The sequence below is a fragment of the Fodinibius sp. GM108 genome (assembly GCF_058386985.1).
On sequence record NZ_JBYEIR010000010.1, the window covers coordinates 134,254 to 146,262 of the forward strand.

Below are 12,009 nucleotides of genomic sequence, written 5' to 3' on the forward strand. Positions count from 1 at the left end.
GTTCGGGAGCTTAATAGAGTCGGGGTTTACTATACGTAAGTTAATTTTTCCTTTTCACTTCTTTTTGTGATCTGTCTCTCAGTGCAATTGCCGAATTCTATTCGGCATCCTGCGCGATTTCATCTCTGTTCTGTTATTGACAGAATTAACTAAAAAGTCGCTCCTTCGGGAGCGTATATCAATACAAAAAGGAGTCAAAATGGACATCGATTTAACTTCTGTAATTATTAGTGTTATTGCTTCTATGTTTTTTGTTGTTCCCATTGTTTTAGATCAATGGAAGAAGAGAAAGAAGGAAGAAAATTAAAGTAAATCTTAGCTGGCATTCTAAAGTAGTAGTCTCAAAACAGAGGCTACTACTTTTTTTATGGAGGAACTTAAGCTTAACGGATATTTTTGCCGAATCTGAATCAATCTAACCTGGATGAGGTTTAAAAATACCAAAGGAAATGAAATGGAGAGAGGCAATTTACCATGAAGACGTCTATTAAGGTACTACTGGTAACACTGCTGGTGCTTATTGGAATTCGTATCTATCTGCCGTATTGGATCACCGATTATGTTAATCGCGAATTAGATGATCTGCCCGAATACACCGGATCAATAGAGGGAGTAAATCTTAATTTATACCGAGGTGCTTACCAGGTAGAGGGTCTGGAAATTGATAAAGTCAAAAAAGGTATTCCAGCTCCGTTTCTGCAAGCTGATCTTATCGATTTATCAGTACAGTGGAACGCTCTCTTTGATGGTAGTCTGGTGGGAGAGATAGAAATATATCGTCCGATAGCTAATTTCGGTGCTATGCAAACTGGGACAGAGGTGGATTGGGTAGAGCAGGTGAAAGAGTTAATGCCCATCAGTATAAACCGGTTTGCCGTTAATGACGGCAAAGTAGCTTATCGCGATTTTGAAAGTGATCCCAAGGTCAATATTTCGCTGGACAGCTTACAAATTGAGGCAACAAATTTTTCAAATGTAGAAGCAAAAGATGACAGTTTGCCATCCACGATAAATGTTTCTGCCATTTCAATCGGTGATGGGAAGTTAGATCTCTTCGCCAGAGCAAATGTATTAAAAGAAATTCCCGATTTTGACCTGGATGCCAGCTTTGAGAGCGTATCACTGCCTGCCCTTAATGATTTCGCTGAGGCCTATGCTAACCTGGATTTTGAACGGGGAGTTTTTGATGTCTATGTAGAGATGGCGGTTTCGAATGGGCTTTTAGAAGGATATATCAGACCAATAATGACTGATGTTAAGGTTTTTGATATTGAGGAGGATACTGATAACGTCCTTTCCGCGGTATGGGAGGGCGCGGCTGAAGTAGTCACGAGCATATTCCAAAATCAGCCGAAGGATCGATTTGCAACACAGGTACCGCTGGAAGGAGACTTAAATGACCCGGAGACATCTGTTTGGACAACCATCGCCAATATTTTAAGAAATACCTTTGTCGAAGCTTTTCAGAAAGGGACTGAGGGTTCGGTCAATTTTAAGGATGTTATAGAAAACTGACTTTTCTGTTACTGTTCCCCGTGGAGCGTAACAACAAGTTTTCGGGAGCCGCCCTGGTTCCGATGCTCACACAAGTAAATTCCCTGCCAGGTTCCAAGGTTCAGCTTTCCGTTGGTTATGGGGATGCTCACTGAGTGCCCCAGCAGGGAACTTTTGATATGTGAAGTCATATCATCCGGACCCTCGAGCGTATGCTCATACATAGAGGTGTCTTCAGGCACCATTCGTTTAAAGTGAGTGGCAAAGTCGCGGCGTACAGAGGGATCCGCATTTTCATTGATTGTGAGACTGGCACTGGTATGTTGAATGAAAATATGAGCAATACCCGTACTTATCTGTTTGATTTCGGGGACCTCATTCAGCACTTCATCCGTAATAATATGATAGCCTCGCGATTTCGGAGAAAGCGTAATTTTCGTCTGATACCACATAGTGAAACGCAGAATTATGATTATAGAACTTCGAATGATGAGTTAAACTTCTCCCATTCGGCATTCCTTGTTCGCTATTCAATATTCAGTCATCCAAAAAGTCCCTTAATATTTCCACCGTCATGACTGATCGTTTGTCCCGTAACATAGGATGCATGCGGAGACAAAATCCATCCGGCCAGAGAGGCTATCTCCTCAGCTTTTCCAAATCGACCAACCGGTACAGAAGCCTCCATTTCATTTCTGACTTCTTCTTCTGATTTATCAGACTCATCGGCTGCTTTTTTAATAACCCGTTCAATAGCAGGGGTATCGTGCGAACCGGGAGCTAATACGTTTACTGTCACACCACGTTCGGCAACTTCCTGTGACAGTGACTTTGCAAACCCCACCATACCGGCGCGGAACGAATTACTCAATACAAGATCGGGAATCGGCTGCTTGACCGACTGACTTTCTACAAAAAGGATGCGTCCGTATTCCTTTGATGTAAAGTAAGAGACAAGCCGCAATACGAGCTCGATCTTCCAGCGCATGACATTTTCATAAGCTTGATCCCAGTCAAATATAGCTGTCTCCAGCGGACTCAAAGCCGGAGGTCCACCCGCATTAATCACTACGCCGTGTAGCTGGTCGTTACCAATAGCTGCCTCAATTTTATTATGCGTGTCATCATCTGTTAAATCTCCAACAACAGTATCAACATTTTCTCCATAGGTTTCGCTGAGTTCGGTCAATTTCTGTTCTCGACGAGCAATGGCAATAACTTTTGCTCCTTCATCAAGTAATAATTCTGCAATTGCACGGCCGAAACCGCTGCTAGCACCGCACACAATAAACCGTTGATCTGTAATTTCTAAATTCATGGGTTAGTAAATAATTTATTCAATTTTCTTCAAATTCAGAGTATATATAGCAAATTGTGTTCCGATGAGCAATCGGAGTGGAATGAAAGAAATCAAATTTTATAATAATGAATTGCGCAAATAAAGCCGTATCTTTGCAGGCTTGAAAAATTATGGATAGTTGATCGATATACAACCGACTGCAGAACGGCGGAGTAATTAGTAACGGTATAGATCTATCAGCTAATTCGACTTAAATAACACAGTTTATATGTATAAGGATATCAGAAATATTGCAATTATCGCCCACGTAGATCATGGAAAAACCACGCTGGTCGATGAAATGTTAAAGCAGAGCGGTACCTTCCGCGAAAATGAAGATGTTGCCGAGCGAGTAATGGATTCCGGCGACCTGGAGCGCGAAAAAGGTATTACCATCAGCTCGAAAAACACAGCTATAAAATGGGGCGACACCAAAATAAACATTGTAGATACGCCCGGACATGCCGATTTTGGCGGAGAAGTAGAACGTATCCTCAAGATGGTTAATGGCGTTATTATCTTGGTGGACGCAGCCGAAGGTCCCTTGCCACAGACTAAATTTGTGCTTCGAAAATCTCTGGACCTCGGATATGAGCCAATTGTTGTTATCAACAAGATAGACCGCAAAGATGCGCGCCCTGATGAAGTGTTGAATGAGATTTTTGATCTCTTTGTGATGCTGGATGCTTCCAATGATCAGCTGGATTTTCCGATCATCTATGCCGAAGGCATCAACGGGATTGCCAAAGATGAGCTTGAAGATGATAACGATGATCTGACGCCACTTTTCGAAAAAATTGTGGAGACTATTCCCGCTCCGGAGCAGGAACTTGATGCACCGTTTAAAATGCTGGTAAGCAGTATTGACTGGAACGACTATGTGGGACGTATTGGCATTGGGCGTGTTGAGCAGGGCACGATTGAACAAGGACAAGAAATTGCCTTGTTAGATCGTAACGGCGAACTTAAAGAAAAAGCCAAGGCTACCAAGCTGTTTACGTTTAACGGATTAAAGCGCGAGCCGGTCGAAAAAGCAGTAGCTGGCGATATTTTTGCTCTTGCGGGATATGAAAAGGTTGATATCGGCGATACACTTACAGCCACATCCGATATGACGGCGATTGATTATCCCGATATTGATCAGCCAACGATGGCGATGTTTTTCCGCGTTAACGATTCGCCATTTGCCGGCTTGGAGGGTTCGTATGTAACCTCCAATCAAATTAAAGACCGCCTGTTGCGCGAGAATCGAACTAATGTATCCATTGAAGTTGAGCAGACCGAGAATCCCGATATATACAAAGTTTCCGGGCGGGGAGAACTGCAGCTGGCTATCCTGATAGAAACCATGCGTCGCGAAGGTTATGAGTTTTCTGTTTCGCGTCCAGAAGTGTTGTATAAAGAAATTGACGGACAGCGCCACGAGCCGTACGAAGAAGTAGTGGTTGATGTGCATCAGGACTACACCAATCGCGTGATTGACAACCTGCAGCAGCGTAAAGGAATTATGACTTCGATGACGCGTGAAGGTGAAAATGCTCGGCTGGTATTCAAAGTGCCGTCGCGGGGACTTATAGGATTCCGTAGCGAAATGCTGACGGAAACTCGAGGCACGGGTATCATGCACCAGCAGTTTGAATCCTACGAGCCCTATGCGGGAGATATTCGCGGGCGGAACAGTGGTACGCTGATCGCGCTGGAACAGGGAGAAGTAACGAGTTACAGCCTGGAAGGACTGCAGGATCGCGGCGTATTTTTGGTGAAGCCCGGAGATAAAGTTTATGAAGGTCAGGTTGTGGGCATCAATAACCGCTCGGATGATCTGGTCGTGAACGTGGTGAAAAAGAAGAACTTGACGAATCATCGTGAAACGCAAAGTGCGGACGATGTTAAGATTGCTCCGCCGAAAGAGATGAGCCTTGAGCAGTGTATCGAGTTTATTGACAACGATGAGCTGCTGGAAGTAACGCCCGAAAGCCTGCGGATCCGCAAAAAATATCTGGATTTCAACGAGCGCAAAAGAGCCAAAAAGAATAAAGAGTTTGCGTAAGTGGTAAATTATCTCGCTCCGATGCTATGCAAACGGAAATTATAAAAGATGTTTTTCTCCTCGGGGGTTTGGGGGAATCGCGGGAAAAATAAGTTTAGCATAATGACTACTGTTGAATAGCTATCCCTGAATTTTTGCTTTAATTAGTACAAAATCTACGATTCCCCCGACACTTTTTTGGTTCGTTTTTTGGTGACAAAAAATGAACAGAATAATCTGACTTTATGCTTTCCACGCCTCACCCGCTAAGGCCGGAGATCCAGAGGTTGTTGCTTATTTCAGAACAAAATAGGATTTCTTGAAAGCAAATAAACCCGAGCCACTGAATTCTCGTGAAGTTTACCTCTCTAGAAGGGACTTTTCAAGGTGATTTTGCACGTTATAATTGGCCTAAGGATTTGAGCTGAGGACAAAGGATGCGAGTGTGGATTTTGTACCGGTGCAGAATAAATACATGTATCTTAAAGAAGAAGGACCATTAAAATCCACGCATCCTGCTGTCCGAAGCCGATTCACAATTCTTCAGCCTTGATTTTTCAGCCCCTTTGTATCAAGACAAAAGGGTATCGCAATAAACTTTCGCAAACGAGGAGTTTACTGTTTTACTTCCAGTGGGTTTCTAATTCCGATCTCAAGTGTATTTTCCATCTCGACTTTTCGGAACTCACGTATCTTCGATCAAATATCATTGATCTGAATGTGTATCTTATCCCATGGTAATCTCTGCAGTTAAATAACTTTATAATGCCCGAGCAAAACAAAAACAGCGAAAAACGACTGGCCGAACTACTCGACAGCCAATTCAAAATTCCCAACACAAATATTCGTTTTGGGTTGGATCCGATCATCAGCCTGATTCCCGGCGCCGGTGATGTTATTGCAGGCGTGATTTCACTTTATTTTTTGATCCAGGGAGCCATCCACGGTGGCAGGACGGCTGTATTGGGACGAATGTTCATCAATATTCTGTTGGATGTGCTCATTGGCTCAATTCCCGTACTGGGTGACTTTTTCGATATATATTGGAAGGCCAATTTGCGCAATGCCCGGATTTTAGACGAGCTGCAACAAAATCCCGAGAAAACAACCAGCGAAAGCCGGCTATGGATCTGGTTTGTTGTTATACAGTTTATAGTAGTTATCATCGGGATTATCCTGCTTATTGGCTGGGCTATAGCTGAACTTCTGGAGCTGATTTTTTAGAAATAGTATTGAATCTCGGAAAATAGATATTGCTTGTGGCACTACTATAGTGAATCAATTAGATTGGGTAAAGTTAACAATCCCGTATTTGAGCATGCCTGACCAAATCAAGGAATCCGACTGGAAAGTATTCAAAAAACTATATCCGTTGGCACTTGAGCGATATTATGATCGAGTGGTAAATGAGCTCCAGGAAATTTTAACCGGGAGTGAAATGAGTTCCGAAGAGAGATACCATAAAATCTACAAGACAATCCAGGAACGTGATAAAAAATCAGCGGAACTATTTGATATGGCCTATCGCCGATCAGCGGCTTTTATCTCTTTAGTTTCATACTACAGAGAAGGTCTGATTACTAAAGAAGAGCTCAATCAATTAAGTGGTGTAAACAGGAACAGAATTTTAACCATTGTTGAAGACAGGTAAGGATAAATGTTGCGCATCAGCGTGAGATTTAGAAGTACGGCTAAGGTGTGTTCCCTTATACCTTATTTCCTTATTTCCTCAACCAAGCCCGTAAAACTTACTTTTCTCTTTATAATAGGGGAGAAACACCTTCTTTAGCTCTTGATGCTCTGTTTTTTCAAGATCAGGATCATCGTTAATCAGCTTCCAGGCTTCGGCCTTGGCTTGTTCCAGAATCCACTGGTCTTCAATAATATCAGCGACTCGAAATTCCGGCAGACCGCTTTGCTTTGTTCCGAGAAAATCACCAGGGCCACGAAGTTCCAGATCGGCCTCCGCAATTTCGAATCCATCGTTGGTTTGGGCCATTTTACGAAGGCGAAACTGACCTTCTTTGCTCACTTTTTGGCCATGAATCAATATACAGTAGCTCTGTCGCTTGCCACGACCAATGCGTCCCCGAAGCTGATGAAGCTGAGATAGACCAAATCGTTCAGCATGTTCGACAATCATAATACTTGCATTAGGCACATCAACACCCACCTCAATGACCGTCGTGGAAACGAGCACCTGAATCTTATTATCAATAAACTGCTGCATTACTTCATCTTTTTCTTCGGATTTCATCTGCCCGTGCAGCAGCCCAACATCGTAATTTGAAAATTGAGATTTGAGCTTTTGATATCCTTTAGTGGCATCTTTCAGATCCATCTTCTCTGATTCTTCCACCAGGGGATATACAACATATGCCTGCCCGCCTTTTTGGAGCTCCTCTTCGACGAAATCATATATTTCATCGTGCTTTTTCTGCGGACGAACGGCGGTTTTTACAGGTTTCCTTCCACCGGGCATATCTTTGATGACAGAAATATCCAGATCACTATATAAAGTCATGGCCAGGGAGCGGGGAATAGGTGTAGCCGACATCACAAGAACATGCGGATGTGATCCCTTTTCAAGAATTTCGGCACGCTGTTTTACTCCGAACCGATGCTGTTCATCAATAACGGCAAGTCCCAGATTATGAAAGTTCACCTCCTCCTGGATAACAGCATGTGTGCCGACGACGATATCACAATTTCCACCCTCCACGGCTGTGAGAATATCTGTTCGCAAACTACTCTTCTGATTCCCCACCAGCAGGCGAATGTTGATATCCAGCGGGTCTAAAAAATCGGAGAGCGTGCGATAATGCTGTTCGGCTAAAATTTCGGTAGGAGCCATGAATGCAGCCTGATAACGGTTGTCAATTGCCATCAGGATTGCACCCAGTGCTACAATTGTTTTACCAGATCCCACATCTCCCTGAATAAGACGATTCATCTGTTTGCCCGAGCGGACATCCTTCTTTATATCAGAAAGCGCCGACTTTTGTCCCTCTGTAAGATCAAAAGGGAGGTGTTCATTGAAGAAACGTTTGGTATAATTGCCAAGATCTGTGAATTGATGCCCCTGGTTCTTTTTAATGATTTCATTTTTTGTTTTGGCAACACTTAACTCAAAAAGAAATAGCTCTTCAAATTTAAACCGCTCAAAAGATTTTTTGTATTCCGAGGTTGATTCCGGAAAATGAATCATCCGGTAAGCCTTATGTCGTGCAGGGAAATTTTGGCTTTCAAGGATTTCAGGAGGCAAAAATTCAGGTGGTTTTTCTTTTTTGAGGATCTCTTTCTGCCACTGATGAATAATTCTGCTCGTCGTTCGGGTTTTGGATAATGCTTTACTGCCGGGATAAACAGGAACAATCTGTTTTAGATCCTGTATATCCGAAGAGTCGCCTATTTTATCGAATTCAGGATGAGCCATTGAGATATAGCGTCCATACTTTTTTGCTTTGCCAAAAAAAGCGACAACTTCATCCGCAGAGAACTGTTTCTTTATATAATGTCCTCCTTTAAACCATACTCCTTTCAAGGCTGCAGTATCATCCTGAATGATAACTTCCAGGCGGCGCTTTTTTCCGTACCCTTTTTGTTGTATTTTCTTTATGCGACCGACAACAGTAACTTCTTCTCCCTGCCCGCTAAGTTTACGGATAGGTAATACAGTAGTACGATCCAGATACCTGCGCGGAAAGAAGTTTAGTAAGTCGAGCACACTATTAATTCCACTCTCAGAAAGAGCTTTCAATCGCTTCGTACTCAGGTTGGAAAGATCTGATAATTGCAAAATAGATATATTGATATATTACTTTATACTAGTTGCTTATCCAATTCTAAAGGGATTTGCTACCCTATAGCAAAGAAAATAACGCTATAGCATAAAAAAGAAATAAAATGTGATTTTTTTCTTGCATTCCAGGGGGTAAAATCCTTATCATTGGCAACTCTTGTTTGACCCAAAAATCAATTTAAGCGTATAGAATCGTGCCTACAATACAACAACTTATTCGCAAAGGTAGAAAAAGCAAGCCTAGTAAAACAACGGCGCCTGCCTTGGAAAACTGTCCGCAAAAGCGCGGGGTCTGCGTACGAGTTTATACCACTACGCCTAAAAAGCCAAATTCGGCTCTGCGTAAGGTTGCTCGTGTGCGATTAACGAATGGATACGAGGTAACAGCATATATTCCGGGAGAAGGTCATAACCTTCAGGAGCACAGTATTGTGCTTGTCCGTGGAGGTCGTGTTAAAGACTTGCCGGGCGTGCGTTATCATATTGTGCGCGGTACACTTGATACTGCCGGCGTGGAAGATCGCAAGCAGGGTCGAAGCTTGTATGGCACTAAGAAACCAAGTTAGTATTCATAATTGTTGAGTAGGAAATAAACTGGTAGGAATATGAGAAGAAAGACAGCAGATAAGCGTGATGTTCAGCCGGATCCGGTATTTGGTGATAAGCTGGTCACGCGGTTCGTGAACAATCTGATGAGAGACGGCAAGAAGAATATTGCCCGAAAAATTCTTTATCAGGCATTTGAGATTATTGAAGAGCAGACTGGTAATGATGGTATGGAAGTTTTTAAAGAGGCCATTAGTAATGTTACACCAGTAGTAGAAGTTAGGGCACGGCGCGTAGGTGGTTCTACCTATCAAGTGCCTGTTGAGGTTCGTCCTGATCGTGGTACAGCGCTGGGAATGCGCTGGTTGATTAATGCCAGTAACGGACGAAATGATAAATCGATGGCTCGCAGACTATCTCGTGAGCTTATGGACGCTGCCAATAACGAAGGTGGTGCGGTGAGAAAGAAAGATGAAGTTCATCGTATGGCAGAAGCAAACAAAGCGTTTGCCCACTTTAGATTTTAAATGATTTACAGAGACTTTTTTAGCAATGGCTGAGACAAAGACGAAAACTGACCCGAAAATTATAGATAAGATCAAGCGCACCCGGAATATCGGGATTATGGCGCATATTGATGCCGGTAAAACGACTGTTACCGAGCGTATCCTGTTTTATACCGGTATTACGCACCGTATGGGTGAGGTTCACGACGGTGCGGCAACTATGGATTGGATGGACCAGGAGAAGGAGCGCGGTATTACAATTACATCCGCTGCTACGCACTGTATCTGGAAAAACCATCGTATTAACATAATTGATACGCCCGGCCACGTGGACTTTACCGTTGAGGTAGAGCGATCACTGCGGGTACTCGACGGTGCTATCGGTGTATTTTGTTCTGTAGGTGCTGTTCAGCCTCAGTCAGAGACAGTCTGGCGCCAGGCGAACAAATATAATGTGCCTCGCATGGCCTTTGTGAACAAGATGGACCGCACAGGGGCTGACTTCTTCAATGTTATCGAGCAGATGAAGGAGAAGTTGAACGCAAATCCGATCCCTATTCAGATACCGATCGGCACCGAAGATGAATTCAAAGGTGTTGTTGATCTGATTAAGATGAAGGGTATTATCTGGGATGATGAAACGCTCGGTATGGAGTATGACGAGATTGAGATTCCGGATGACCTGAAAGAGCAGGCTGAAGAGTATAGAAAGGTTATGCTTGAGAATATCGCCGACCATAATGATGAACTTATGGAGCGATATCTTATGGAAGAAGAGATTTCTGAAGATGATATTGAGGATGCTATACGAGAAGCGACATTAAGCCGTTCAATTACTCCGGTGATGTGTGGCTCAGCCCTTAAGAATAAAGGTGTTCAGGCATTGCTCGATAAAGTAATTAAGTATATGCCGAGCCCGTACGACATTCCTCCGATCCAGGGTAAGCACCCCGAAGATCATGATAAGAAGATGGAACGAAAGCCCAGCGTTCAGGAGCCGTTTTCAGCGCTTGCATTTAAGATTATGACGGATCCTTACGTTGGTAAGCTTACATTCTTCCGCGTCTATTCCGGAGAGCTCGAAAAAGGTTCTTATATATATAATGCTACAACCGGTAAGAAGGAGCGGGTTGGACGTATCCTGGAGATGCACGCCGACGAAAAGAAGGATCTTGAAATCGTTCGAGCTGGTGATATTGCTGCAGCCGTAGGTGTCAAAGAAGTTAGAACAGGAGATTCGTTCTGTGATGTTGATGATCCTATTCTGCTGGAAGATATCTCTTTCCCCGAGCCGGTTATTAAGCTGGCTGTGGAGCCGAAATCACAGGCTGATGCTGAAAAGCTGACAACTGGTCTTATTAAGCTGGCTGAAGAGGACCCTACATTCCAGGTTGAGACGGATGAGGAGACTGGCCAGACGACCATTGCCGGAATGGGTGAGCTGCACCTTGAAATTATTGTGGATCGACTGAAGCGTGAATTTAAAGTTGAGGCTAACGTTGGACGTCCACAGGTATCATATCGCGAGACTATCACATCAAGCGTTACCCACCGTGAAATTTACAAGAAGCAGTCTGGTGGACGTGGTAAGTTTGCGGATATGGAATTTGAGATTGGTCCTCTTGAAGATTTTGAAGAATATGAAGAGGATGACAACAAAGTATCTGTCAGTGAAGGGTTTAAGTTCATAAATGAAATTAAAGGTGGAAATATTCCTACCGAGTTTATCCCTTCAGTAGAAAAAGGCTTTAAGCAGGCAATGAGCGGCGGTATTCAGGCCGACTATCCTGTCCAAAACATCGGAGTCAGATTGTACGATGGATCTTACCACGATGTAGACTCTGATCAGTACAGCTTTGAGCTTTGTGCTAAGCTGGCTTTTAGAAACTCGGCTCGTAAAGCATCACCAACAATTCTCGAACCAGTAATGGATGTAGAGATTATTACTCCTGAAGAATTTATGGGAGATGTAATTGGTGACCTGAACGGCCGGCGTGGAATCATCGGTAAGATGGATAATAAAAAGCAGGGATCTGTAGTAACAGCCAAGGTGCCTTTGGCGGAGATGTTTGGATATTCTACAGATCTCCGATCACTGACACAGGGACGAGCGGTTTACTCGATGGAATTTGCTGAGTATGCACCCGTTCCTGATAATGTTGAGGAAGAAATCCTTGAATCACGTTCTTAAACATCATTATTAATCACAAAGTATTATGGCAAAAGAGACATTTCAGCGAGATAAGCCACATGTAAACATAGGAACGATAGGTCACGTGGACCACGGGAAGAC

At 43.4% G+C, this 12,009-nt stretch carries 10 protein-coding genes; 7 read left to right on the forward strand and 3 right to left on the reverse strand.

Going from position 1 to position 12,009, the window contains the following annotated elements:
- Nucleotides 1–474 precede the first annotated feature (474 nt).
- Complete coding sequence (locus tag ACT3ID_RS16870) at nt 475–1,515, forward strand: DUF748 domain-containing protein (protein ID WP_491543232.1); 1,041 nt, start codon at nt 475–477, stop codon at nt 1,513–1,515.
- Between the two features lie 8 nt (nt 1,516–1,523).
- Here the strand turns inward: ACT3ID_RS16870 and ACT3ID_RS16875 are convergent, their stop codons facing one another.
- Nucleotides 1,524–1,946, reverse strand: a complete 423-nt coding sequence (locus ACT3ID_RS16875; RefSeq protein WP_491543233.1) for a secondary thiamine-phosphate synthase enzyme YjbQ — start codon at nt 1,944–1,946, stop codon at nt 1,524–1,526.
- A gap of 89 nt (nt 1,947–2,035) precedes the next feature.
- Complete coding sequence (locus ACT3ID_RS16880) at nt 2,036–2,812, reverse strand: SDR family oxidoreductase (protein ID WP_491543234.1); 777 nt, start codon at nt 2,810–2,812, stop codon at nt 2,036–2,038.
- A 250-nt stretch (nt 2,813–3,062) separates the two neighbouring features.
- On the opposite strand from ACT3ID_RS16880, the gene typA reads away from it, so the two are divergent.
- The 3 genes from typA to ACT3ID_RS16895 all read left to right on the forward strand — a co-directional run bounded on the left by typA (nt 3,063) and on the right by ACT3ID_RS16895 (nt 6,513).
- Entirely contained in the window at nt 3,063–4,883 is a 1,821-nt protein-coding gene (gene typA, locus ACT3ID_RS16885; RefSeq protein WP_491543235.1) for a translational GTPase TypA, read from the forward strand.
- A gap of 744 nt (nt 4,884–5,627) precedes the next feature.
- Entirely contained in the window at nt 5,628–6,086 is a 459-nt protein-coding gene (locus tag ACT3ID_RS16890) for a DUF4112 domain-containing protein (RefSeq protein WP_491543236.1), read from the forward strand.
- 94 nt (nt 6,087–6,180) lie between these two features.
- Nucleotides 6,181–6,513: a peptide ABC transporter substrate-binding protein gene (locus ACT3ID_RS16895; protein WP_491543237.1), complete on the forward strand. Its 333-nt coding sequence runs from the start codon at nt 6,181–6,183 to the stop codon at nt 6,511–6,513.
- A gap of 78 nt (nt 6,514–6,591) precedes the next feature.
- Here ACT3ID_RS16895 and recG read toward each other — a convergent pair whose 3' ends face one another.
- Nucleotides 6,592–8,661, reverse strand: coding sequence for an ATP-dependent DNA helicase RecG (gene recG / locus ACT3ID_RS16900; RefSeq protein ID WP_491543238.1), 2,070 nt, complete (start codon nt 8,659–8,661; stop codon nt 6,592–6,594).
- A 197-nt stretch (nt 8,662–8,858) separates the two neighbouring features.
- Between recG and rpsL the strand changes: the two genes are divergently transcribed.
- From rpsL to fusA, 3 genes are read left to right on the forward strand one after another with little or no spacing between them, the layout of a single operon-like run.
- The gene (rpsL, locus tag ACT3ID_RS16905) at nt 8,859–9,230 is read left to right on the forward strand and encodes a 30S ribosomal protein S12 (RefSeq protein ID WP_491543239.1); all 372 of its coding nucleotides are present in this window, start codon (nt 8,859–8,861) and stop codon (nt 9,228–9,230) included.
- Nucleotides 9,231–9,269: 39 nt separating this feature from the next.
- Nucleotides 9,270–9,737: a 30S ribosomal protein S7 gene (gene rpsG / locus ACT3ID_RS16910; protein WP_491543240.1), complete on the forward strand. Its 468-nt coding sequence runs from the start codon at nt 9,270–9,272 to the stop codon at nt 9,735–9,737.
- 25 nt (nt 9,738–9,762) lie between these two features.
- Nucleotides 9,763–11,907 (forward strand): elongation factor G, encoded by a 2,145-nt coding sequence (gene fusA, locus ACT3ID_RS16915; RefSeq protein ID WP_491543241.1) that lies wholly within the window; start codon nt 9,763–9,765, stop codon nt 11,905–11,907.
- Nucleotides 11,908–12,009: the final 102 nt, after the last annotated feature.

Excerpts from the sequence above, each read along its gene's own strand:
- ACT3ID_RS16870 (WP_491543232.1), top strand. The coding sequence starts at position 475 with ATGAAGACGTCTATTAAGGTACTACTGGTAACACTGCTGGTGCTTATT.
- ACT3ID_RS16875 (WP_491543233.1), bottom strand. The coding sequence starts at position 1,946 with ATGTGGTATCAGACGAAAATTACGCTTTCTCCGAAATCGCGAGGCTAT.
- ACT3ID_RS16880 (WP_491543234.1), bottom strand. The coding sequence starts at position 2,812 with ATGAATTTAGAAATTACAGATCAACGGTTTATTGTGTGCGGTGCTAGC.
- typA (WP_491543235.1), top strand. The coding sequence starts at position 3,063 with ATGTATAAGGATATCAGAAATATTGCAATTATCGCCCACGTAGATCAT.
- ACT3ID_RS16890 (WP_491543236.1), top strand. The coding sequence starts at position 5,628 with ATGCCCGAGCAAAACAAAAACAGCGAAAAACGACTGGCCGAACTACTC.
- ACT3ID_RS16895 (WP_491543237.1), top strand. The coding sequence starts at position 6,181 with ATGCCTGACCAAATCAAGGAATCCGACTGGAAAGTATTCAAAAAACTA.
- rpsG (WP_491543240.1), top strand. The coding sequence starts at position 9,270 with ATGAGAAGAAAGACAGCAGATAAGCGTGATGTTCAGCCGGATCCGGTA.
- fusA (WP_491543241.1), top strand. The coding sequence starts at position 9,763 with ATGGCTGAGACAAAGACGAAAACTGACCCGAAAATTATAGATAAGATC.